The 23,732-nt window shown below is 55.5% G+C and carries 22 protein-coding genes and 2 pseudogenes; 6 read left to right on the forward strand and 18 right to left on the reverse strand.

Features of this window, described 5'->3' with window-relative positions:
- Nucleotides 1-281 precede the first annotated feature (281 nt).
- The 7 genes and pseudogenes from ACA058_RS11110 to ACA058_RS11140 form a co-directional block, all read right to left on the reverse strand.
- Complete coding sequence (locus ACA058_RS11110; protein WP_497639110.1) at nt 282-932, reverse strand: DUF2459 domain-containing protein; 651 nt, start codon at nt 930-932, stop codon at nt 282-284.
- Between the two features lie 164 nt (nt 933-1,096).
- Nucleotides 1,097-2,071 carry a TerC family protein gene (locus tag ACA058_RS11115; RefSeq protein WP_497639111.1) on the reverse strand — a complete coding sequence of 325 codons (975 nt, stop codon included), beginning with the start codon at nt 2,069-2,071 and terminating at the stop codon, nt 1,097-1,099.
- Nucleotides 2,068-2,535: pseudogene (locus ACA058_RS11120) on the reverse strand (L-threonylcarbamoyladenylate synthase). Before ACA058_RS11120 ends, ACA058_RS11115 begins: the two are co-directional and overlap by 4 nt.
- Nucleotides 2,522-2,992 carry an HPF/RaiA family ribosome-associated protein gene (locus ACA058_RS11125; protein ID WP_497639112.1) on the reverse strand — a complete coding sequence of 157 codons (471 nt, stop codon included), beginning with the start codon at nt 2,990-2,992 and terminating at the stop codon, nt 2,522-2,524. The pseudogene ACA058_RS11120 and the gene ACA058_RS11125 overlap by 14 nt, the downstream one beginning before the upstream one ends.
- A 698-nt stretch (nt 2,993-3,690) precedes the next feature.
- Nucleotides 3,691-5,237: pseudogene (locus ACA058_RS11130) on the reverse strand (TerC family protein).
- 883 nt (nt 5,238-6,120) lie between these two features.
- Complete coding sequence (locus ACA058_RS11135) at nt 6,121-6,909, reverse strand: hypothetical protein (RefSeq protein ID WP_497639113.1); 789 nt, start codon at nt 6,907-6,909, stop codon at nt 6,121-6,123.
- A gap of 125 nt (nt 6,910-7,034) precedes the next feature.
- Nucleotides 7,035-7,388, reverse strand: coding sequence for a hypothetical protein (locus tag ACA058_RS11140; protein ID WP_497639114.1), 354 nt, complete (start codon nt 7,386-7,388; stop codon nt 7,035-7,037).
- A 139-nt stretch (nt 7,389-7,527) separates the two neighbouring features.
- Here ACA058_RS11140 and ACA058_RS11145 point away from each other — a divergent pair, with 139 nt between their 5' ends.
- Nucleotides 7,528-7,875, forward strand: coding sequence for a helix-turn-helix domain-containing protein (locus ACA058_RS11145; protein ID WP_497639115.1), 348 nt, complete (start codon nt 7,528-7,530; stop codon nt 7,873-7,875).
- Between the two features lie 9 nt (nt 7,876-7,884).
- Here ACA058_RS11145 and ACA058_RS11150 read toward each other — a convergent pair whose 3' ends face one another.
- The 6 genes from ACA058_RS11150 to ACA058_RS11175 all read right to left on the reverse strand — a co-directional run bounded on the left by ACA058_RS11150 (nt 7,885) and on the right by ACA058_RS11175 (nt 12,001).
- Entirely contained in the window at nt 7,885-8,208 is a 324-nt protein-coding gene (locus ACA058_RS11150) for a hypothetical protein (RefSeq protein WP_497639116.1), read from the reverse strand.
- Nucleotides 8,209-8,274: 66 nt separating this feature from the next.
- On the reverse strand, nt 8,275-8,487 hold the full coding sequence (locus ACA058_RS11155; protein ID WP_497639117.1) for a hypothetical protein: 213 nt from the start codon (nt 8,485-8,487) through the stop codon (nt 8,275-8,277).
- 57 nt (nt 8,488-8,544) lie between these two features.
- The gene (locus ACA058_RS11160) at nt 8,545-9,441 is read right to left on the reverse strand and encodes a recombination directionality factor (RefSeq protein WP_497639118.1); all 897 of its coding nucleotides are present in this window, start codon (nt 9,439-9,441) and stop codon (nt 8,545-8,547) included.
- Nucleotides 9,442-9,530: 89 nt separating this feature from the next.
- Nucleotides 9,531-10,535 (reverse strand): YqaJ viral recombinase family nuclease, encoded by a 1,005-nt coding sequence (locus ACA058_RS11165; RefSeq protein ID WP_497639119.1) that lies wholly within the window; start codon nt 10,533-10,535, stop codon nt 9,531-9,533.
- 75 nt (nt 10,536-10,610) lie between these two features.
- A complete protein-coding gene (locus tag ACA058_RS11170) occupies nt 10,611-11,579 on the reverse strand; it encodes a DUF932 domain-containing protein (protein WP_497639120.1) in 969 nt (322 codons plus the stop codon).
- Nucleotides 11,580-11,671: 92 nt separating this feature from the next.
- Nucleotides 11,672-12,001, reverse strand: a complete 330-nt coding sequence (locus ACA058_RS11175; protein ID WP_080960877.1) for a hypothetical protein — start codon at nt 11,999-12,001, stop codon at nt 11,672-11,674.
- A 301-nt stretch (nt 12,002-12,302) separates the two neighbouring features.
- On the opposite strand from ACA058_RS11175, the gene ACA058_RS11180 reads away from it, so the two are divergent.
- Nucleotides 12,303-12,524 (forward strand): helix-turn-helix transcriptional regulator, encoded by a 222-nt coding sequence (locus tag ACA058_RS11180; RefSeq protein WP_497639121.1) that lies wholly within the window; start codon nt 12,303-12,305, stop codon nt 12,522-12,524.
- 36 nt (nt 12,525-12,560) lie between these two features.
- On the forward strand, nt 12,561-13,547 hold the full coding sequence (locus tag ACA058_RS11185; RefSeq protein ID WP_497639122.1) for a hypothetical protein: 987 nt from the start codon (nt 12,561-12,563) through the stop codon (nt 13,545-13,547).
- Between the two features lie 25 nt (nt 13,548-13,572).
- Here ACA058_RS11185 and ACA058_RS11190 read toward each other — a convergent pair whose 3' ends face one another.
- The 3 genes from ACA058_RS11190 to ACA058_RS11200 all read right to left on the reverse strand — a co-directional run bounded on the left by ACA058_RS11190 (nt 13,573) and on the right by ACA058_RS11200 (nt 17,253).
- Nucleotides 13,573-14,262 (reverse strand): hypothetical protein, encoded by a 690-nt coding sequence (locus tag ACA058_RS11190; RefSeq protein WP_497639123.1) that lies wholly within the window; start codon nt 14,260-14,262, stop codon nt 13,573-13,575.
- 18 nt (nt 14,263-14,280) lie between these two features.
- On the reverse strand, nt 14,281-15,627 hold the full coding sequence (locus ACA058_RS11195; protein WP_497639124.1) for a tyrosine-type recombinase/integrase: 1,347 nt from the start codon (nt 15,625-15,627) through the stop codon (nt 14,281-14,283).
- Nucleotides 15,628-16,242: 615 nt separating this feature from the next.
- Nucleotides 16,243-17,253, reverse strand: a complete 1,011-nt coding sequence (locus tag ACA058_RS11200; RefSeq protein ID WP_497639125.1) for a helix-turn-helix transcriptional regulator — start codon at nt 17,251-17,253, stop codon at nt 16,243-16,245.
- Between the two features lie 163 nt (nt 17,254-17,416).
- Between ACA058_RS11200 and ACA058_RS11205 the strand changes: the two genes are divergently transcribed.
- The 3 genes from ACA058_RS11205 to ACA058_RS11215 all read left to right on the forward strand — a co-directional run bounded on the left by ACA058_RS11205 (nt 17,417) and on the right by ACA058_RS11215 (nt 19,796).
- A complete protein-coding gene (locus ACA058_RS11205) occupies nt 17,417-18,298 on the forward strand; it encodes a hypothetical protein (RefSeq protein WP_497639126.1) in 882 nt (293 codons plus the stop codon).
- A 66-nt stretch (nt 18,299-18,364) separates the two neighbouring features.
- Nucleotides 18,365-18,736: a hypothetical protein gene (locus ACA058_RS11210; RefSeq protein WP_497639127.1), complete on the forward strand. Its 372-nt coding sequence runs from the start codon at nt 18,365-18,367 to the stop codon at nt 18,734-18,736.
- A gap of 82 nt (nt 18,737-18,818) precedes the next feature.
- Nucleotides 18,819-19,796: a hypothetical protein gene (locus ACA058_RS11215; protein ID WP_497639128.1), complete on the forward strand. Its 978-nt coding sequence runs from the start codon at nt 18,819-18,821 to the stop codon at nt 19,794-19,796.
- Between the two features lie 359 nt (nt 19,797-20,155).
- On the opposite strand, the gene ACA058_RS11220 is transcribed toward ACA058_RS11215, so the two are convergent.
- Together ACA058_RS11220 and ACA058_RS11225 are read right to left on the reverse strand one after the other, a co-directional pair.
- Entirely contained in the window at nt 20,156-20,461 is a 306-nt protein-coding gene (locus ACA058_RS11220; RefSeq protein WP_497639129.1) for a hypothetical protein, read from the reverse strand.
- Between the two features lie 84 nt (nt 20,462-20,545).
- The gene (locus tag ACA058_RS11225; RefSeq protein WP_497639130.1) at nt 20,546-23,731 is read right to left on the reverse strand and encodes a UvrD-helicase domain-containing protein; all 3,186 of its coding nucleotides are present in this window, start codon (nt 23,729-23,731) and stop codon (nt 20,546-20,548) included.
- Nucleotide 23,732: the final 1 nt, after the last annotated feature.

Here is a 23,732-nt window from a genome sequence, read left to right on the forward strand (position 1 = left end):
CAGTCCAGCACTGGGCTCCAATCGCGCTGAAAAACGTTTTTACACAACCTCGGCCGTTCTCTGCCGGTCGCTTCTTCGGCGGGCATTGGTCAATGCCTGATGCAAACCGTGGTCGGCACCAATGCAATTGGCTGGTCGGTGGGAACGAATACGGGTGGTCACGTGGGATGCAGTTTCGCAAACAGGATTTTGGGTGGGTCAGAATCATCAGCGCCATGGGTCGCAATCACTGGAACTGGGTGTCAGCCTCACTGGAATACACACCCGCCGTCAGGCGCGGGTTAGCGGGTAGCCAGGCAAGATGCACCGGCCGCTGTCGCCCGGCGCAACTGCGACATGACGTTCCCCGCCGTAACCACCGCTGTAGGCGACATTGGGCAGCTGCTCGCGGCCAGCGCCTCTGCGACCCAGGTATTGCAGGTATAGAACAGCGAATAGCTGCCCTCGGCCTGGTAGAACCAGCTCTCGCCATACAGGCCAGGCCCGAGCGCCGCCAAGGTGCCCGCCGCTGAGTGGGTGAAGGTCCCGGCCACGAACGCGAGCAGTCGCCGGTAGCCGTCCTCCGTCACCTGCACCTCGATGACCTCGCTTCCGGCAAAACGCCGCCTGGGGTCTCCGGCAATCTTGACCACATGCAGCACGGTTGCCGTCGACCCGAACAAGGCCCGCAGGGCGAGACTCAAGGTGGCCTGTGGGGCCCGGTAAAAGTCCTCGTCACCCCAGCCGAACTCAACGAAGTCGCCGTCGCCGAACTCGTCGGCCAGTGCGGGAAGCACCTGAAGCAGATCGGGGCGCGCAATTGCCAACCCGGTATGCAGGCCATGATTCACTACATAGAAGGACCACCAACCGCCGCCCTCGCCCCTCGGCGGGCCCGACGGGGTAGCGCAGCCGAACAGCGTCAGGACCAGGGCCAGCACTACAATACGCATACACAAGGGCTTGGAGGCTCGCTAACGAAACGTGGGAAAACCCCGGCAGGGGGGCCGCTGTATACAAATATAGAAGCTGGCCCGCGCCCCCAAGCAGGCATGTGGGCCGCACGGCCGGTTAGTCGTCGAGGCTTTCAGGATGTAAGGTGCTTTGGTCTCGTTCATCATTCTTCTCCCGCGACTCGCGTTTTGCCCTTCGTCAAGATCAGGCTCAGCAGCACCGAAGTCAGGATGATTCCGCCGACGAGGGCCAGCGACCATTGGATCGGCATGTGGAACCACGGCATGACCAACATCTTGCCGCCGATAAACACCAGTACGATGGCCAGGCCATATTTGAGCAGGTGGAAGCGGTCGGCCATGTCGGCGAGCAGGAAGTACAGCGCGCGCAAACCCATGATGGCGAAGATGTTGGAGGTGAACACGATGAAGGGGTCGGTGGTGACGGCGAAGATGGCCGGAATGCTATCGACCGCGAACATCAGGTCGCTGGCCTCGATCAGCACCAACACCAGGAACATCGGCGTCGCCCAGCGCAGGCCGTTCTGGCGCACGAAGAACTTCTCGCCGTGAAAATCGTCGGTGACGCGCAGGTGACCGCGCAGCCAGCGCAGCAACGGGTTCTTGTCGAGATCAGGTTGGTGTTCGGCGAAGATCAGCATCTTGATGCCAGTGATGACTAGAAAGGCGCCGAAGACATAGAGCAGCCAGGCAAACTGCGACACCAGCCAGACGCCGGCGAATATCATGACGGCGCGCATGACGATGGCGCCGAGCACGCCATAGAGCAGGACGCGACGCTGCAATTCCGGCGGCACGGCGAAGTAGCCGAAGATCATCACGAAGACGAACATGTTGTCGATCGACAGCGACTGCTCGATCAGGTAGCCCATCAGGAACTCGAGCGTCTTACGCTGGGCGATCTCGGCACCGAGCGTGCCGTTCAGATACCACCAGAGCAGGGCGGCGAAGACCAGCGCCAGGCTGGCCCAAGCGATGACCCAGGCCAGCGCCTCCCGGACCGAAACGCGATGGGCCTTGCGCCCGCCGAAGACGAACAGATCCAGCGCCAGCATGGCGATGAGGAAGATGATGAAGGCGGCCCACATCCAAGGTTCGCCGACGCTCAAGGCGGTCATGCCGTTACCCCTGACGGATCGGCGCTGTTTTCAGTATTGGGCTCGAAGCCATTACGCGCCGGGTTGTAGTGCAACAACGAACCCTGGGCCATGTCGAAATACCAGCCATGCAGATGCATAGCGCCGGTCGCGACGCGCAGCGCCACTGTATCCTGACCGCCAGTGACCGCGTCCGGCACGTCCGCCGCGCGCGGCAGAACCAGGGTCAACTGCCCCGGCCAGAAGTGCTCGACCAGTTTCCAAGCCGTCTCCGGCACCCAGCGCTAGCCGCAGCAGGGTATCGCCAGCGGCGCCGTGAACGATCAGCGGATGGTCGGCGGGCGCCCCTTGGCCGCGTAGATGCTGGCCACCGCTTGGGTGTTCAGCGCATTGGCGCCCAACCCATAGACGGTTTCGGTGGGGAAGGCCACCAGCTTGCCGGCGTGCAGGTGTTCGGCCGCGCGTTCGATCTCATTCATGATCATCAGCTGGCATCACCGACCAGTCCGAATTCGAGCCAATGACTATGCCGGCCGCAGGACGGTTCTCGCGCGTTTGACTCATTATTGTCTCCCTCATTTTCTCTGGCGTGCCGTTGTTCGGCCGCTCTGCGTATTCCTCCCAGCGGACACCGAGAGCATCCTGCTGGCTGTGCGCCAGACGCTGGGCGAGTCTCCGTCCGGCGCGCTCGGCCGCACGGTCGATGGCTAGGTAAATATCGACCTCGGTGTCTTCGACCACCGCCGCCGGCAGCCCTTTCAGGCGCAGTTCAAGGTGGCAGCGCTTAACTTGGTCGCACGGGTCGTTGCTGACGCAGAGCCGCACTATCACCCGCCCAATACGGGCGGCGTTATGACTCAGGCTGTAGGCCAGGCGCTTGCTGACGTAGTGGTGGAAACCCTCGGTTAGCTCGAAACCGCGGCATTGGATAGCCATCTGCATGACTGTCTCCGCATGAAGCACCGAGGGGCTGGAAGAGCTCATGCTAGCGGGAATGTTGCATCAATAAAAATCGTTTATTCTTTGCGAATTGTTCGTTACTAACGAAGTATTGGTTCGTATGTTCAACTACCAGCAATGCTTTATTTCTGGTCCGTGGCCAAGGAGGGCGGCATGGCGCGCGCCGCCGAACAGTTGCACCTGACGCCGTAGGAGGCTTGGCAATTCGCATGCAGGTGTTGAAAATGATCTGACACCATCGCCCTTAGCGTTGGGATCCGGAAGGCCTATTGGCCGGACGCATGCATTTCGAACAGTCGAGACCGGCACCTATCGACCCAGGCTGTGTGAAAACGCATGCGCCGTTTTGAAGTCTGCGTTGCTACGTAAAATCTGCCAGCGTTTGGTTAATCAGCGGACCGGAAATTTGCGTAGGAACGCGATTTTCGTTCCAGTCCTGACTGTCAAACCTGCTCTAAAACGTTTTCACACAGCCGGCCCAAACCGGCCAGTCACAATTGGCAGACGGCCAGAGGCAGACAGTTGATTGCCCCTGATGGATTCACGAATAGAGCGATTTGGCGTAAAGGACAGCAGAGCTGTCGTGAGAAAAAGGGATTCGTGTGAGTTTGAACTTCCGCGTTGCTGTAGGTGAATAGTGCTGGAAACAAACGAGGCCGAATTGTCCGCCTCGTTTGCATTCATTCCTTACGTAACTGTACCTTCGTCACCCGGCGCTCTTCGACTGAGGCCACGGTCAGGCTCCAGCCCTGCCATTCGACTTTGTCACCGATCATTGGCAGACGATCCAATAAGCTACTACTAGTCCCGCCAAGGTCTGATAGTCCTCGGTCGCAGTAGCTCGAAAGCCGATTCGCTCACGGAGGTGGCTAAGGTTCAGTGCGCCACTGACTATGTACCCACCACTGTCATTAATAATGTCGGGGCCTTCGATTTCGCTGGCATCAGGCAGCTCGCCCGCAATGGATTCGAGAATGTCCGTCATGGTGAGAATGCCCATGAAGTCGCCGAATTCGTTCACCACAAAGGCGATGTGTGTCGATGCTTTGCGCATTTGCTCGAGGGCGTTGAGAATCGTGAAGCTCTCCAGCAAGTTGATTGCCTTGCGCGCCATGTTTTCGAGGTTCGGCTGGTTGCCTGACAGCAGCTCCTTCAACAGTTCTTTTTTGTGTACAAAACCGAGCGGCTCGTCGACTCGCCCCTCTCGGATAAGTGGCAGCCGGGAGTACGAGGAATGCATTAGCTTCATGCGAATCTCTTCCGGGGTGTCAGCCAGATCAATGTGATCCACCTCTGCCCGTGCTGTCATCACCGTACGGATCGGCCGTTCGGCAAGCTGAAGAACACCGCTGATCATCACGCGTTCCCGGCGGTCGAACACCGCGTCGGTAGGGCTGCCGCCCAGCATGTCAGCGATTTCTTCACCTACTTCATCTGCCCCCAACTGCCGACCACCCACCAACCGCATAACGGCGTGTGCAGTGCGCTCACGCATTGGGCGATGGCCCTGCAAGGTCTTTTTACGACGCGATCGAGCAACCTGGTTGAACAACTCAATCAGGATTGAGAAACCAATCGCTGCATACAGGTAACCTTTTGGAATGTGGAAGCCCAAGCCTTCAGCAGTGAGGCTGAAACCGATCATCATCAGGAAGCCCAGGCACAGCATGATCACGGTTGGGTGAGCGTTGACGAAATTAGTCAGCGGCTTACTGGCGATGATCATTAGGCCAATAGAGATCACCACAGCAATCATCATGACTGACAGGTGTTCAACCATACCCACGGCAGTAATAACCGCATCCAGCGAGAACACCGCGTCCAGCACCACAATCTGCGCCACGATGGGCCAGAACAGCGCGTAGGTTCCACTGCTAGAGCGTTCAGCAACGTGCCCTTCGAGCCGCTCATGCAACTCCATGGTCGCTTTGAACAGCAGGAACACACCACCGAACAACATGATCAAATCACGTCCGGAGAAGCTCTTGTCGAAAACCTCGAACAAAGGCTGAGTCAGCGTCACCATCCAGGAGATACTCGCCAGTAGCCCCAGACGCATCAGCAAGGCAAGGGAAAGGCCAATAACGCGTGCACGGTCTCGCTGCTCGGGTGGCAATTTGTCAGCCAGAATGGCAATAAACACCAGGTTGTCGATGCCAAGCACAAGCTCCAGCACAATCAGTGTGAGCAGGCCAAGCCATGCCGTGGGATCAGCTATCCATTCCATAGGGAATTATTCAGTCTCTCGAGGATATCGGGTGTAAGAGTTAACTTTTAAGTCGGCCAGACGTTTGCCTAGCAAAGCTACGGGCTTTCCGTTAAGAACCAAAGACTGACAATGTGGAGACGCTCTGGGCAGCAGGTATCGACGCGACCGTGACTGGGCGGCAATGCTCGTTGTTGCGAACGTATGCGCTAGGAGACTTGCTGAAGCAGCAAATGACAGTATTTTTGGATTGAGCGGGATTACAAGCCGGGACGTGCGCTGGCAAACGTAATCTGAACGGAGGTGAAGGCTTCGCTGAAAAGAGCTACTGGGAGGCTCCAGAAGGGTGTTCATGTCGACCTGATGTCAATTGGGGGAGACAATCCTACAGTGCCTGCAATTTTTCTAACCACAAAATTTATTACAAAGTTTGACTCAGGAGGTGCATGCAGATATCTACTTCTGTGGCTAAAAGAATCGATCGAAGCAGACGATAGTGGGAAAAGACAGCCGCCCCCTCAACACCACCCTTTCAAGAAAAATCGTTGTCTCGCATGGCTGGAGGCTTCCATTGCAAGCCTAGATCCACTGGCCGCGTTTTGCCGTTCTCTGCCGGTCATCACCACGGCGCTTGCCGGTCAAGTCGCATGCAAACGGTTGGTCAGCACGGATGCAATTGACTGGTCAGTGGCAATGCAAACAGGTGGTCAAGTCCATGCAATTACGCAAAGAGCGAACGGGCAATTCCGACTGAGTCCAAGGTAGCGGAAAGCGCAGCATCATGAACACGGCTATGTACTTGACCAAAAAATAAATACTGAAGTGAAGTCAATAGGGGGCGCATGCCCCCTATGTAGAATTAGCAAGGCGACTGTTCTAGCCTGTGCCGCAGTGCTCAGGCTAGTTATTGCAACAGATAGCCCATCGGCTGGTCGTCTTTGTCGAAGCAGAGGATGGTTTCACAGTGACCGCCTTGCTGATCGGCATTCGATTCGCTGATGTCCGGCAACCATTTGCCCAGTTCGGCAATAGGGACTTTTTTGCTGTTGATGTAACAGTCATCATCCATGCGCGGATTGCACCAGGCGGTTTTGACTTCTGGCCATTCGGATTGGGGAGCAGAAGGTGTCTTCGCGGCTGCTGATGCAGTTCCGCCCTTCTCCTGATTCCACCCTGCCCAACCACCGATGTAACGCTTGTCGAAGGTCGAGACCAGTTCATTGTCCGGGACACCAGCATCGAGGTAAAACTTCATCAGCAGACTACCTGCTTCCGCGTATGACACTTGGCGAGAGGCGTCGGTACGATAGGCGACCGGCTTGCCATCCGTGCTGGTCCCGATCCGGTACCACATCGAGATCAGGAACGGGATGTCCTGGTTCCACTCACCCACCATTGCGTTGCTCACGCGGCACTTGCCACGTTGACACATCCCACTGATCTGGTTGTTGTAGCGGACGTTCTGCTGACGCTGGGAATCCCACAGGAGCACGTAGCGCGCATTGGCCAGCCAAGTACAGTTCAAGATGGTCTGTCCGGTGTAGATCTTCTTCATGTTACATGGGATGGCTTCGGGGAGGCCCTTGAGTGAGGTCTCATCCGGGAAGAACAGGCCGTTGCCTTCGTAATAGTCCACGGAGGCGGTGGCGTGAGCACAGAACGCGAGAAGGAGCATGCTGAGTATCCGTTTCATGGGTTCTCCAGTTTGTTGCTTTTGTTGAGGGCGAAATAAGAGCAGGCCGTTTAACGGCCGATGATGAAGGCAAACCCCGGCGTGTCGTGGGGCAATCAATGTCGCTTTCGGTAACTATCTGAGAGCTATTTCTTGTACGTGACCCTGAGCTTTTTATTGACGTAGTCTTTGAGGATTTCGTAGTCGGGGTTGTAAGTGACTAGCACATGGCCCACACCTGCTACGGCCGTCAATGTTGCTATGGTCAATGTTGCAGGTGTTGTCAGGACGCTGAATACAGCACCAAGTGCGCCGCCCTGTACCACAGTACTTTTCACATCACTTGTGACTCGACACTTCAGTCCCTGGCTTTCAATCTTAGTTTCGACAAGTTTGATACCTGCCATGAAGTTGCCCCTGAGGCCATGGATCTCGAAGGACGCTTTGCTTTTCACGAGACCTTCAATTTGCGCTTCATTCAGACCGGTTACGACGATCATGGCTTTTCTGAGCTCCCTGCAAGAGATAGTGTTTTAGAGAAAAAGTTGCATATCAACCTTTTGGGTTGAGTCTCGGTTTGGTAAGTCCTTCATGTCAATAGGTTGATGACCAACCATCCAAGTTGAATTGGAGGGTGGCATGTCAAAAACCGAATCGAAGCAGCTGGCGGAGCTTGTTGGTCAAGCAATTGCTCGCCAGCGTTCTCGTTGCAAGCTGAGTCAGGAGCAGGTTGCGGAAAAGCTTGGGATTGGGAGCGAGGCCGTATCCCGTATCGAGCGTGGGATCGTCATGCCTAACATCGAGCGTTTGGTCGAACTGGCGGAAATTTTTGGCTGTGAAACCGCCGACTTGCTGACGGCGGGCAGTTTACGCCCAGAAGACCAGGCGCGTAGGCTCTACGATTTGCTGTCCACGCTGGATACGGATGACCGCGCACTCGTCATGGGTGTGGTGGAGCGTCTTGTTGACCGGCTCGGTCGTGACTGAGTTGCTATTTTACGGCGGCTGAGGCGCTTGCTCAGAAGCTTCCTTCACCGCCTCATCGAATAAAGCGCCGCAGCGCAGGCACAGACAGTCGAAGCCTGCGAAGTGATATTTGGCGACATCCTCAGCCAATCGCAGCGCCGATGGGTAAGTCGGTGCGATGGCGGCCAGCCCACTCAGTAGCGAGTTGTATCCGAGGCGATCCTGCGTGCCCTGATTCGTGTCCTGAACTCCTCGTAGCGCGCCATCGGCCAGGCCGGCCAGCAGGGCAATGCCTCTTGCGGCCTCCTGGGTCAGGACGGCTCTTGAGTCGCAGATCAAACATTGTCCGATCATCGTTCATTCTCCTGATGGGTTAAGTGCGGCCATTCCCTGTCTGGCCGCTCATAAAGGTTGCTGAGGTCACCCCTGCGATGTGGGATTTCTCGTGGGATTGTCCTGGCCGGATGCGCGCAGCAGCTTGCACAGGCGGTTCAGAATCCAGCACGCAAGGACTACGGCGACCAGCAACGGCGGGAAACGCAGCATTAGCAGAATGCTCAGCACCAGTACGCCTGCTGCAGCCAGCGCCCCGATGAAAATGAATAGGCAGAATAGAAATCGAAGCAGGGTCATGACGGCTCTCCGAAAGAGCCTGCCTGGCCGATGCATTCAGCCCAGGCAGGAGTGGTATCAGTTGCCGTGCGAGGCGAGCGCTTCCAGCTTGCCCGCGAGTGAGTTGGGTGCCGGTTGCGGTTCGTCACTCTGGGCAGCGCCGGTGGCGGCATCCGTGCTCGAATAAAACTCCTCGATCACGGCGCCACCGTCTTCCTCGCTGTCCTCGAACGCCCCGTTGCCGAGCCCATGCTTCGCTGCGCTGTCCAATGAGGCCTGATCGAAGCCCGCAGATTGCCGGGCTTCATCGAGCTGCCGAGCGGCGAGCAATGCTTCCTCCATGCTCATGCCGCTGCGCACGGTGATATCGACGTAGAAGATCGGCGTGCCGTGGCTTTGCCGGGTGGACTTGCCGCGCAAACGCAGTTCCAGCGGCAGGCAGGCCAGGCGGTTGCCCGAGATGGCTTGGAAGTAATGCAGCCGAGCGGCCAGAGTGCGGATGCTATTGAAGCCGGTGGTACGGAACACGAAGCTGCCCAGCGGATCGTCATCACCGATGAGTACGTTCAGCCGACCATAAGGCTTGCAGGCCCCCCCTTTGGCCAATGGACACGCATCCGGCGAGGGGCAGGGCAGTGACTGCATGCCGTCTTGAGTGGCACGCTTGCAGGTCTCGCCATTGCCCACGCACAACGGCCTGCCAGACTGCCGGTCGAACAGGGTGTAGTCGGCCCGGAAATTCAGTTCCGGTTCGTTGAACAATAGGCGTACAGGAATGCTGCGCAGCTTGTCTTCCTTGCTCTGGCGCAGTTCGTCGTTGAGTGGGTGTAGCAGCCAGCCATCCCTGCTTTGCACCTGGGACGTGATGGTGAACTGATCATCTTTCTCCGGCAGGCGTTTGCCGTTTTTCTCGATGACTTTGCCGATGGAGATGCGTCCGAGCAAAGGGGGCGTCAGGGCTAAGCCTTTCAACATGATGGTTCTCCTGGAAATGAAAAAAGGCCAGCCACACAGGGCGAACTGCGTGGACTGGCCAAGGGGGAGGGAAGTGAGAGGTAGCGGAATCAGTTGATCAGGAAGCGGCGACTGCCTTCCTTGGTTTTGGCGTAGCGAACCTGCAGGTAAGGTTTCTCTTGCAGTAGGCGTTCGACATCGAGCACGGTGCTGCCCTTGGATTTCTTCCAGCTGATATACCCGCTGGAAAACTCCGCTCGGGTGGCCTCGCCCATGGCCTGCTGCAGCATCTGCTTGAGCTGGGCCTCGCGCGTTTCTTTCTCGCCGATGGATTGGCGCACGGCCTTGAGCTCCAGGTAGGCCGCCGCCAACCCTGCATGGCCGCTGAAGTCGACGGTCTGGCCTTTGTCCTCCGGGTACAAGCAGCGCAAAGCCGCCTCGGCCGATGCGCTACCGTCGGCTGGCGGCGGGGTATCGGTTTCCACGTAGGTCCAGAACTTACGCTCCAGTTCGATCAGGCGGGCGATCATCTGCTCATCTCGCTCGATGCGATGGATCTCCAGGTGCTGACCGCCGAGCAGCACCGCCACATCTGCCGCCTGCTTGCCGGTGACTACGAGTTGGTGCATCACTTGCAGTTCTACATACTCGGGTACGCCTTCCTTCCAGAGGCGTGCCCCGTTTATGCCGGCGGTCTTACATTCGAGGATCTGTACGTCGTCTGCGCCGATTACCTCGCGGTCGATGTTGGCGAGCATCCAGGACAGCTCGGGATTCGGATGCTGCAGTACGGCATTGATACGTCGTACCCGGTTGCCGCTGCGTTTGCTGTAATGCCAGGCCACGATGGGCTCCAGCACATTGCCCCAGTAGGCTGGACTCTCTTCATCCTGCGGGTCGAGCTTGGGAAGTGATGTATCACGACCGGTTTTCTCCAGCCACAGTTCCAACTGCGACTTGTACGGATTGAGGCCGACGGCGGCGGCTGCATCCGAGCTGCCGATGCCCTGTTTGCGCACGGCCAGCCAGTCCTCGCGCGGCAGTTCCTTGGTGCTGACCAGGCGCAGGGCTGGGCGGGTTTTGCGGGTATGGCTGTTCAATGACGTTGTTTTCATCGTATTCACCTGCAGATATAAAAACGCCCGACCAGCATTAAGCTGACCGGGCGATGCGGCTGATGAGTAGTGTTGTTAGGCGGCGAGACGCAGAGCAGCATCCAGGGCGCGTTGCTTGATCTGCGCCCCTTGGCCGAACCAGGCCGAGTCCATGCGGTACTCGTTGCTGCGTGCCCGCCGTTCGTGGTCGACAAACTCGGTCACGGAGTTGAGCAGGCCCCAGGCGGTTCCGCGTGCCGAGTCCAGCTGACTGCCGCGGCCACGACCCTCGTACAGCTCTTGAACTTTGCGCAGGGCGCGCTCGTTGGGCAGGACTTCCGGCAGAGCACCGGTCGGGTTGGTTTCGCACAGCACATTCATGAAGAAACCCAGCGCCTCATGCCACTGGACCTTGCGCTCGGCCAGGGCGCGCATGCGGTACATAAACTCGTCCCAACCGGCGACGGCTATGCCGAGTTGCTTTTTCACTGCCTTCGGATCGAAGCGGGTGTTGTGCGGCACCTTGATCGCGCGGCTGGTGCCATCAAGGGCGATAGTCAGGGTGTTGTTGCACACCACGCGCACTGTGGTCGGCGTTGCCGTGGTGGCCAGGGTGCCGTCGCAGGATGTTGCCAGCAGCAGGTAGCCGTTGACCTGGTCGTTACCCTTGAGCGCAGCACCTTGGCCGGTACGCGCTAGCGCCCAGAACTTGCGCCCGCCCTTGAGCACGCCGGCCGTTTCCAGCTCGTAGCCGGAGACCTCGGTCAGGTCTCGGTAGAACTCCAAAACTTCCCGAGGCTGCACGGTGTGATAGCGCTGGGAGACCACCGACAGCGGTGCCTTGGTGTCGGAGCGGTAGAGCACCTTCTGTTCGGGGAAGGAATGGATGGCGCCCAGGTGGCCGGCGGCACTCGATTTGAAGTGCACCGGGCTTTCTTGGATCTGCCAGTCCATGCCGGCTTCGCGTTGCCAAACTTCGATGGGTTGGTTTTGAGTGAGCTGATTGCCAAGGCCATGCCAGGGAGTGGCGCCAGCGTAGGCCATTGTTTCGACGAGATGAGCCATGGTGGTATTTCCTTTGGGTGCACGCCGGCATAAATGCTGCGCAAGGCGCAGCACCAAAACGGACGTAATAGATAGAAGTGAAAGTGATCAGATCAGGTTGGAAGGTTGAAGCGGTGACCGCAGAGCAAGCAGAGGTTGTGGGCCAGGACGTGGCGATCGAGCGACTCACCCAATTGGGCGCCGAGTGCGCAGCCGCCAACACCGCCGGCTAAGCCGCCGAGAATGGCACCTGACACTGAGCCGAGGGTTATGCCGACAGGCCCGGCGATAGCGCCGATGAGCGCACCAGCCTGACCACCGGCTAGAGCTGCGCTGACGCCACGGGCGGCACCGCCTACGGTGCCGATGGCAGCCCCGATTTTCATGGCGTGATGGAAAGAGGCAACTTTGGGGGAATGACAGCGAGGACACTGCAATGACATGGGGCGAACCTCCTTGGTGGTGATGGCATGGCAGTTATGTAGGGCTGAAATTTATTTGAGTTGAATCGATGTTCTGAGCTTGGTGGCGGGGAGGGGAGTATGCGTGGGAAAGGTGGATCTACGTCGTTGGACCGGTTGAGAACCAACTTTTTTGCGCGGGAACTAACTATCTGAGTGGTTTGTGGCAGCCACGAAATGGCGGTAGGGGGGGCAAAATTTACAGGTGCCATGGGACGTAAGTAGACCCGAGAAAGGTTGCGCAATAAGGTTGTGCCGAAAGACATTTCGGAGGGGCTTAATTGTGGAAGACGGTGAAAGAATTTTACGGATATGGCAAGTAAAAGAGAGGGTTGGGTATTCAAGGGCAGCGATATACGATCGGATTAACCCCAGTTCTCCTCGTTACGATAAAGATTTTCCTAAGCCTTTCAAGATTGGTCTGTCAGCGGTTGGCTGGCTTGAGAGCAGTATTGATAAGTGGATCAGGATGAGGGCAGAGTCTTTAGGTGAGAGCGGGGTATAATAGGTGATTGTTCAGGGCTTAACGAAAACATCGACAATGAATTTGTTGGTTGCTGATCGGATTTGTCTGATTGGTGACGAAAAAAGATTTATTTCAGTAATTATGCCTGATGTAAGCTTGATGGATGATGCTTGTGAGATTGTTCAGGTTGTTGCGCGGATTATAGCTCGCGAGGCATTGGTTGTAGCCGGAAACCAAGGTGATTTGTGCATTACCCCGCTTGGCTCTAGGGTGTTACAAATTGTTGATTATGATTTTGAAGGGATTTTGGATGCTCTGCAGGGGGCAAGAATACATCCGTACATTCGTATATTTAAGGTGGTGGTGGATTCGTCTGTTTCTGATGAAGCGCATGAATCAAGGGCCCTTGGTGGCAAGATTGGTTACCTTAGGTTTCTTGAGAAGGCTGTGCTCGATGGTATTGAGGAAAAGTATGGTATTCCTGAGTTGAAGAAAGCTTCAAGGTGTCTGGAACGTGGTGCTCGTAAAAATTTATCGAGTGTATCTAAATATTTAGATGATATGTTCTGGAAGTATTCGGGTATTTGTTCGGTAGCTGTGGAATTACGCTACATTTATAGCCGCTGGGGCGATAGGCAGGATTTGCCATCTGCTGACGTTGTAAGGAAAGATTTAGACGGTTTTTTGAGGCTGGTAGAGGAAGAGTGTCCGGCTGGGTTGCGAGGATATATTTGGAGGGTTGAATTTGGATTGAGTGATAGGTTTTATGCGAGAGCTATTTTTTTTGTTGATGAGGGGTGTGTTCGTGAATTCTGTGAGTGTGTGGAGCGTAAGGGGAGACAAAAGCTGAGTGTGCCCAATGGAAAGCTTCCGTGTACTGTTGAGGTCTATGATTTTTGCAGTGGATCTTCAGAGGTCGAGGAGTTTTTAGAAGTGGATGATCTAGGGTTGGGGATCATAAGGGAGAAACTCGCTGTACTGTTCAGTGCGGATACCCTGCTTAAAGCTGATGTGCCAGGGCGAGGAAGGTGTTTTGGCAAGGCAGGGCCGTTTGTGCATTGATGTCAGTCAGCGAGTGAGATCCTCTTTATTTTTTCTTGAGGGTCTCATTGATTGCAGCTTTGACCGATTCATTCTCTCGCATCCAGCGGAGAAGTTTAGAAGTCGGATCTTTCGATGTGACTGAATCGTTTTCTATTTCGAAAATTTGAATTTCTGCCGCTAATTTATTTGCGGCATTTTCTCTTGTTCTCCAGCCGTTGAGAGGTGCGTTCTCTCTGATTATGTGAGCGAAATACTCTGCTGTTTTTTTATATTTTTTGCTTTTCTCTTGTGCAGCAGCTTTATTTTTGGAATGGGTGTTTAGTTTTGTGCCTGTTTCTATGAAGAAGCTAGAGATGCTAGCTCCTAGGTGTAGACAGGCACTGGTAATCGCAATAACCACCTCGTCGTCCATGCCTTGCTCTTCTAGATCTTCTGCCAGGATTCGATAAGTAAGTGCTAGTCGGCTGTGGTGGGATAGGCTGAGGAGTGAGTCGTGTGGATTGTTTTGAATGTCGCTATCTCCCGATAGGATGGTCTCGTAGGTGTATCTGCCCTCTGATATTGATGTTTGTTGTTTTTCGATTAAAGTCTGATAGTGTGAGGGTCCATTGGACTGCTCAAAAAAATCAGCGCACATGCAGTCAAAAGCGAGAATTTTCTTATTCGTGGACTTCGGGGTATCCTTCATAAGGAAATTTTTTAGATCTTCAGGTATTCTGGTTTTGCTTTTCATGGCTTGCATTTATTTTTGTCAATTAAGTATTTTAAGGTTTAGCTTTTCAAGGTGGCATCCTAGGATGCTCCAGGCTTCTTGCATTTCCTTGCTGTAGCTATGTCTCTGATAGGTTCTTTTGACTTTGTTTTCTTCAGTGTGATTTAGGCATCTCTCAGCCACCTCGGGCAGTACGCCTAGCGCGGTCATAATTGTGGCCCCTGTCCGCCGCAAGTCGTGTGGTGTCCACTTTCCTCCAGTTAGAAGTAATGCTTGGGCTTTAGCGCTCCGGTTGCTCATCACTCCTTGGATTGGTTGGCGTTGTCGATCTCCCAGTTGTTTGGTAACCGTTTTGGAACAGACTGGGCCAGTATTGTCCGTATTGGGATAGCACCAAGTGGAGGCACCATTAAGCTCTCGGACACGCTTAAATTTCTTGACGGCGAACGGTGACAGAGTGACGTTGTGAGGTTTTCCATTCTTGCTGTTCTCGACAGGAATCAGCCAAGAGCCCTTGATCAAGTCTAGATGCTCCCAACGTGCGCCAAGCAGCTCGCCAATACGGCAGCAGGTGGAAAGAGCGATCCAGATAGCGGCCTCGGTGGAAGGCAGCAATCCGGCCTTGGGGGCTAACTTAGCTAAGGTGCGGATTTCTTCATCGCTCAATACGCGGTCGCGCTCGACATCCTTGCCACCGATCTTGGCTTTGCGGATGCTGGCGCTCGGATCGTATTCAATCAAGTCGCGATCCACTGCAAAGCGGAACATTTGGCGCATCAGGGAAAAGGCAATTTTCGCAGCGCGATTAACTCCGCGGGCTAGCATGGCGTCGGTCACTACTGTGATGTGGCTTTTTTTAATGTCGGCTACAGCCAGACTTCCTAAGTAAGGTAGAACGTCCTTTTCAAACATACGACGCACCTCTGCGCCTTTATCTTTGCGGTTGATGAGGTCAACCTTAGCCCAGTGTTCGAATAGATCGGCAACAGTCTTACGTGCAGCCTGACGAGCCTGCTCGGCTTCCGCAGCTGCTTTCTCGGCAGTGAGGCGTGCCAACTCCGCATCTCGGGCTGCGATTCGGGCAGATTCCGAGGCCGCTAAGTATTCGCGTAGGTTGCGAGTTCCGCTCTGGTAGAGGCGTGACCACTCTCCAGCTTTAGTGCGTGCTTCCTTGAGGGTAAGTCCATCGGTGCCAGTGGCGTCATATGCTCCTATGGGCAGAAATACTCGCACACCGCTGGTGTCAGTGTATCTGAAATAAAATAGGCGCTCGCCATTTGGGCGAATGCGAGCCATGAATCGGCCGCAGCCGCGAGGAGCATCCTCGATCAGCCAGGTCGCTTTGGCTGGTTTTGCGCTCATCTGTTTGTCGGTGATCGTCGCCACTTTCGTTTCCCCAGAAAGGCCAGGCTCCAGTTGGTCACCGTTGGGTCACCGTTTCTCGCTGGCTTTGGTAGAATGCTATCGGAAGCGGTTGGACTGTGTAAACTGTGATGAACCAATGAATACAGTGCTTTAGGACATTGTCTTGGATTTATTTAGACGGGATTGGATTATGGGTTACCTTTATGGGGTGCTAGGGGTAGAGTGTTCGAATCACTCCGTCCCGACCATATTTTTCAATGACTTAGCCCAATCTGAAAAGGTTGGGCTTTTTCATGGTTGCGATTTGACTGTTCTGGTAGTGAATTGGTAGTGAATTGAGATTGCCTTGTGTAGTGGGCCTGCCAGACGGATGGCTGGCTGGCTGTACGTTTATAAGTCGATTGCCGCGATTGATTGCAAGTCTATTGCCATGTGTGAGTGACTGAACTTGAAGGCGCGCGCGTCCAGGGATGCGGGCTTAGCATAAATTCTGAACGAGTCCGCGATCTGGCCAATATCGAGCGATGAAATGACGGAACCTTCATTTCAGTTCCTTGGCCGGTTCAGCAACCCATCCTCGTAGGTGATGGGGTTGCAGCCCGCTGGCAACATTGCATCAGATCTGCGGCCTGGCAATTAATCGCCAGCGTACACACTCACTGCGCGACGAAGATTATCGCGCACGTGCGCCCGGATTAACGGGGGTTCGAGGACTTCAATATCTCCCGCATTGCTGAGCAGGAACAGGCGCAGGCCTTGAGTGTCGTAGAGGTTGCAACTCAAGTCCCATTTGTCGTCGGCATATCGCACGACGACTTGGTCTTCAGTCAGCGGGTTCTCGGTAAGCCGATTTTGTAGGTTGGGGCCAAGACGTAGTTTGAGTTGGATGGGACCATCGCCGTGTATCGTCATGAGATGCTTTTGAGCCTCAAGCGAATTCACGTCGTAGTTATCCGGGTCAGGTATTTCCAGCCAACTCGCTTTGACCTCCACCATTCGATGGAGCATGAGTGCGCACAGCGTGTTGGAACCATTGCTGCTGTACTTGCCGCGGCGGGTGCCTGGTGCAGGTAGATGCTCTTGCGGCCAACGCTCCTCGAGTACGTATGCTGACAGGTAGACGTTTGAATCCTGATATGAAAGTGCCAAGGGTTTGAGTAAGTAAATACACTCGACGTCGCCGACGTCTCTTGGCAAATATGTCACTTCAAGTGAGGCATCAGCCAGAATGGCCTCTTGGATACTGGTGAGGTGTGCAGGGTCATATTTACCCGGCCTAAGCAGCGTAAACCGGGTCCCGGTAGTGATCCGCTTCGTCCACGCCAGGGTACGCGCGGAGCGCTTGGTCATTTCCGTGGTTGCGTGTTCGCGTAGCTCGACAAGTTGTTCAGTGTGGGGTTTGAAGCCGAAGCGCTCTGCATGATCGAAAATAGCCGCCAATGTCATGGCTTCGGTAGGGGAAAGCGTAAGGTCGAAGCTGCCTCGACCTGATTTCCAGTAGTTTGATTTATTGTCCGGACCATCCTCGCCTTTGGCTACCAACTCGGCAACGGTCAGCGCCTCGAGATCGCGCAGGGTGGTTTTTACAGTGAGACTTTGATCGTCGAACCACTGGCACAGCTCTTTGTGCAGCTCCGCCGTCGACATGGACTGTCCGTTTCGCTGGAGGATTTTGCGCAAGGCAGTTCGGCGCCGCTGATAATTTATCATCGTTGAAGCTCATGGACAAAAAGTGGGTTTATCTTCTGGGAAGATCTCTTGGCTGGCAAGCAATTCTGCGATCAAAAGCGCCAGCCCACAGGAGTATTTCATGTGCCGTCAAACCTATCTGACCCTCTCTCACGTTCCTGAATTCATCCACTGGCTGGCGACCGAACTCGATACAGAATCGCGCTTTAAGCATCAATACGTCAATCGTAAAACCAATCAGAAATGGTCGTGCAGCAGCCTGTATGACGCTTTCGAAAAGTACTGTTGGAATCACCCGGGCAATGCCCGCTTGGGTTTTAATCCCGGTAAGTGTTCCAGCAGCAACGGGATCGCTTTATCCACCCTGCGTCAGGACCTGATTAGCGCCGTAGGGAGCGATTCGCGCACTCTTGATGCAACCATCGACGTGATGCGTTGGGGTGGCGTAACGGCCCGCAACGCGGACTGGCTGAAGGCGAACGAGGCAGGTCTAGGCCGCATGTTGAAAGGCGTACAAGCGGCGATAGACGCCGGCGACGATCAAGCACCTGTCTTGCGTGCGAAAAAGCTTCGTTTCAACTCCGGGATGACCAAGGTGTATTCGCTGCTGTGCAAGGACTTCATCATCTACGACAGCCGCGTTGCTGCAGGTCTGGGCTGGATGGTCGTGAAGTACTGTCAGGCCCACGGGCTTTGCAAGGTACCTGAAGCGCTGCGCTTTCCTTGGGCGGCCGCCAAGGAAGGGAAAAATGCCCTCGCTCCCAAACGTCGCGACCCTGGTATTGGCGGCCTGAAATTCAAGGGCCTGCGCTCAGGACAACAACACGCAATGTGGAATATGCGCGCCAGCTGGGTGTTGAGTTCCGTTCTGGCTCATCCAGGTGCGGCTGGCAGCCGGTTCCAAAACGTGGCCACTCCAAACGACCCATTGCGCGCACTGGAAGCTGCACTTTTCATGATCGGCTATGACCTGGGCGAGCAGCGCTCAGTCTTGGCAGCCTGAACCCTGAGCGGTCATTCCCTCCCCGCCGCCCGGCGGGGAGGTATCTCTGAATGTTTGAGGTGCACGATGGACAAGATGAATCCGTTACAGGCTTGCATTACCCAACTAGCCGTGGACGGCATCTGCGCCGGTGATTTGAGCAGCGCCGTGATGCAGGCGTTCCCGGACCTTTGTAACGCCCAGTATCAGTCCACGCTTTTAGGCCTGCAGGAGGTCGATAGTCTTATGGGCCAGGAAGTTGGCGGCAAGTGGTGCTACACAGCAATCGATAAGACTGACCCGGACTACCCTCACCCAGAGTACAGCGCTGAATTTGCCGAGAAGATCATCGCCGCATCATGCGGGGAGTTTGTAGAGATCAGCGCAGATGATTTGATTGCTCAGCTGGACGACATGCTGGCGAAGATACGCGCCAAGAACCCGAATGCAGGATCGTAAGACGCCCGGCAGCCAAGTGCTCATTACGAATTCGATTTGTAGCGAATATCACCCATGTGTAGCAGTCAGTAAGGGAAGTCTGATGGATATCAAGTCTGATTTTGTATCCGTCGAACAGGATGAGTTCGATGGCCTCACCACGATTCAGCATCTGCGCCACTGCCGGCATCGTGCTGGCAAGAATGAAATCACCTTCTCGTGGCGCCGCAATATCCGTCCTGCTTCAGACCGCATGATTCTTGATGTCGAGATCAAGACCTCTCGCTCAGGCTGTTGGGTGCCCTCTCAATTGACCCTATTGATCGACGGTCAACGGCTGGAATTGAAGTACCAGGTAAGCAAAAGCAGCGATTATCGTGGAAGCAATTTTTACGAAATCGGTATGTTCTTCATCGAGCCCTCTCAAGAGACTCTTCGCCGCCTGTGTGATGCCAAAGCACTGAAACTGAAGCTTCGATACGCCGAGAATAATGAGTACACGGTTCTTTCAGACGAGTTTTGCGCGCAGCTGCAGTTGCAGGCTCAGCAGTTCTATAACAATACATTCGATGACTGCGAATATTTGTCTGCCGTCATGGGTGTAGCCGTGCGGACTGTAGATACAACGTTCGCTGAGCAGATTGCCCGCCGCGAGTCGCGTTACCAGCAGTTGTGCAATTTTCGACTGCTCTGTGCTGTCCTCTGGGGCAGCTTTTTTGGTGGGCTGTGCGTGCTTGGCGCGTTCGAGGTGGTGACGTTCTCGGTGAAGTTGACGGACCAATTGATCATCGCTGGAATGCTCAGTGCCGCGAGCTGGCTCATTCCCCATCTGCAGATCCGATGGATCGAACACCAGAAAAACAAAGAATGCCCCAACTGTCACCACAGAGCGATAAAGCTGATCCGCTACCATGAAGCGGTCTACCAGGTCCGATCTGTAGAACGCATTGTCAACGACAGGCTGACCGGGCAGCGCAAGTCGCGGCAAGTGACCGTGACGGATCATGAAGTGACCCAGGAATTTGAGTGCAAGGACTGTCGATATCTGTGGACGCGAAGCCATATAGCGCGAGGTTTCTAGGTCATCCTGCGACGCTGGTTATGCAAAGGCGGGTGCATGACATTGCTGGGCGTTGGATGTGATTCGAGCGAACGACTCATCTTGTCGCACCATGCCGTACGCTGCAGGAAGTGCCCGCAGATTGAGGAGTTTCCATGGTCAGGCCTATGTGTCCTTTCACCATGCGATGCAAAGATTGTGGCTGGAACCAAACGGTTATCCCGCTCAGTGACGTGTTGCGGTACGAAGACTGTCCTGAAGTTTGCCCGCGTTGCAAAGGTCAGACTGTACAGATGGAGCAAGCCACGGCCTTGGAAGTAGCCGTGGCTAAAGTGAAACGATTGCTCGGCGCGTTCTGTACTTGAAGTTCAGCCTGGCGGCTACTCCGTACGCTCCAGTACTTTGACTTTGTACACGCCAGGCTTGACTCGCAGGTACTTTGCCTCGGCTCCTTGATCGACATTGAAGCCCCCGGCTCCCGTCTGCTCGTCTTGGGCATAGTTGGCGATGGCCGTTCTGATCGTTGTTCCCATAAAAAATTCGAATCCAATCCGGTATTTTTCAACCAGCTTCTGCTCAACAGGGCACATGACCCGACGACGCTCGCTGGTCAGTTCCTGTACTTCAAAGGGTTCGCTCAGCACACCGTTGCGCAATTCGAGCAGTATTGATTCATATAACGTCATGCTTTTTCCTTGTGATGTCAGCGGTCAGGACTAACCCGACCGCCGTGATGGGGCGTTTTCGCGAATGTGGAGTTACACCGTCGGCTAAAAAACCTGAATCGCTCCGGCCGCCACCGGCAGAAAGAGCCATGCCGCTAATACAGGCCGACCCGAAGCTTCTTCAATCGCTTGGGCATATGCATCAAGCTGACCTGCATGTTCCTCGGCCAATCGTTCCCACTGCGTGTGGGGTGCTGGGTTGCATTTATGGTCAATCAGCACCCAGCCATCGCTTGTGTCGAGCAGAAGATCGATCCGTCCATTCAGCACCTGGCCCGAGCCCAACAACTGTTGCACCGGGTACTCAGCCATGGCTTTGGCCTCGGGCCAGCGGGATTCGATCCAGGCATGCAAGGCCGATTGCTGTGCGATGACCTGATTGGCATTCACGTGCTCGTGCACGGCGTAGCTCTGCAACAGATGCTGCACTTCGTCCAAGGTCAGGGGGCAGTTGGGGTCAGTGAATGAAAGGCACAAACTGGCATGAATGGCCGTTCCTAATGCACTCATTTCCGGGCTGCCCTGGAAGGCGATGCGAGTGCCTATCTGGCATGTATTGCGGGCTGAGTTGCTGGCGCGAGCGCCACCGCTGGACGGTTGGAAGCCCAGTGGCAAACGAGGCTGGATCGCTTGTATCGGGGCAAACCAGTGCAGATTCTGTTCAATCAATGCCACGGGCTCAGGTGAATCACTGGCAGTGAGCGTTTGGCAATCTGCGCGCAGTTCTTTTCCACTTGGCAACTCCAAAGTCGACAGCCCGGGAGGCGTCATCAACCAGGGTGCCTGGACAGTGTCGAGCCATTCGCCTGTGATCTTTCTATTCGAACGGGCAATGACCAACAGGTCGCGGGCGCGGGTCATGCTTACATAGAGCAGGCGTTTTGCCTCTTCAACAGCTTCATCCCGGCACGCTAGCCCCATGGCGGTTTGTTCGAACGTTTCGCTCAGCGGTACCGCTTTCTGTTTGCCTAGCGGCCATGGCCAGTAGCGGATCAAGCGGGCATGCAATGGTTGATGTGGATCGAATGCACTATTGGATTGAGCTGAGACCGACCATAACCGGTCGCCAATATCGCGCGCCAAATCCATCAGGATGACGACCGGCCATTCCAGACCTTTGCTGGCGTGGTGGGTCATCACCTGAACGGTGTCCAACGCCGGTGTGGCCAATGCATCATTGTTGGCGCTGGCCGTTTCGCTCAACCAGAGCACTAGCCCGGAGATAGATGCAGCCCCTAGCCCATTTCGGCAGAGGTCCTCATATTGCTGCGCCAAGTCGATTATTGCGTCGAGGTTGGCCATGCGCTTCTGAGTCTGTGTTGGCGAGGTCGACCAACTCGTGACGCGCGAGGGTAAGTCACACTCAGCAATTAAGCGTTGCAACGCTTCCACAGGCGTCAGCAATGGGAGGTCAGCGCGGAGCCGCGCCACTGCCGCAACCAAAGGGTGTGCCCGATAGTCGTCGACGTCTTGCTCGCGCCACAGCGCTTTTGGATGACCCGCATTTAAATAACGCAGGCGCTCTGCAACCCAGATCTCTGGCTCTTCGGCTTCAGCCAGCGAGACAATTTGCGCGGTGGCCAGGGTATCGGAGGGATCATTCAAGCGACGCAAGCATGCTAGCGCCAGGGTTGCTTCTGCGGTAGCCAGCAATCCCGGCTGTGCGGTGGAGCAGGGCATGCCAGCCGCGTCGAGGGCGGCAGCCACTTTCGCGACGTTGCTGTGGGAGTAGCAGAGTACAGTGATATCGCCTAGCCGGACGTCACGGATTTCGTTGGTGGTTTTATCGAATACCTGATGCCGGTTTTTCACCAGTTGGCCAATGCCTTCGGCCAACGCACTCACCTGCTGCTCGGCATTGCTGCCATCGAGTAACCAATTGGCGAAGGCGGGCCCGGGCAATTGATCCTCGCGGGTGGGTAACAGCCGGACTTCCTCCGGCGGCAAGCTGTTGGCGAACGCCTGACTGAATACTTCGTTGGCCAGTTCGACCAACTCAGGTCGTGAGCGCCATGAGTTGGGCAACACCTGTTTCACACCACCCAGTTCGGGCAAGGCGTTCAGGATGGCCTGCATCAATGCACAGTCGCTGCCACGGAAGCCATAAATGGCCTGCTTGATATCGCCTACCCAGTAAACCCGTTTGGCAAAGCGCGAAAGCTTCAAGAAGACCGCCAACTGCATTGGGCTGGTGTCCTGAAACTCGTCAACCATGACCAGATCAAGTTCTTGCTCCAGCACCTGAATCACGGCGGGGTTGTCTAGCAGCTTAAGCAATGCATGTTCCTGATCAGCAAAGTCCAGCACGCCGAGCTCAAGTTTGCTCTGGCTGTACACCTGTAAAGCGTCGATGGCCAGGGTGAACACCTGGTTCAGATATGTCCGGATATCGCGATGCAGATCCGGGTGTTCGGCGTAGCGCTCGACCGTCTCGGTCAGGCTCGCAATCAGCGGTTTGAGCTTGGCCTCTGGAGCCGCTTTCGCCAGCTTTGCCCAGTCACTCCAGCGGGCGTTGCCTTGGCGCAGCTCGCGCTGAAAATCAGTGAGCAACGATACATACGTCCTGGTGTTGCTCTTGTCGCTGTTGGTAGCGACCAGTTGAGCAAGTACATCAGGAATGATGCGTAGGAGCTCGCCACTCAAGTCGGTTTTGGTCGCTGAGGGGAAATGTTCTAGCATGTCCTCGGCATTGCGGGCCGCAAAGCCACGAGCCAGGTCGAGGTCGATGTCGTTGGTGCGTAGCTGATCTAACAGTCGACGCAGTTCATCGAGCCAGTTATTGCTCGCATAGTCGCCCTGTTGATGGGTGACTTCCAGGCCAAGGCGGCGTGCGATGGCAAGGAAGGTGTTCATGCTTTCGCCATGCAGGACCCTGTCTACTGCCTGATTGAGCAGCACTTTCGCCTGATTCTCCTCCAGGACTCGCTGCTGTGGTGGCATGCCTGCTTCAAATGCGAAGCGCTCAAGCAATTGGCCGCATACGCTGTTGACGGTGCCTATCCGGGCTTGCCCCATAGAGGTCGCCAAACCAATCTCACCTTTTTTGAGCAGATGGCTGCGTACTCGCTCACGAAGTTCGGCCGCCGCTTTTCGTGTAAAGGTGGTGGCAATAACGCCCGCAGGTTGGACCTGCTGACTGAGCAATTCCTGGTGCAGAATCTCTGTGAGCCGGTGAGTTTTTCCGCTGCCGGCGCCTGCGCTGATAAAAGTGATGTGCGCGTTCTTAGGCATT

The sequence above is a fragment of the Pseudomonas sp. LBUM1649 genome (genome assembly GCF_059716155.1).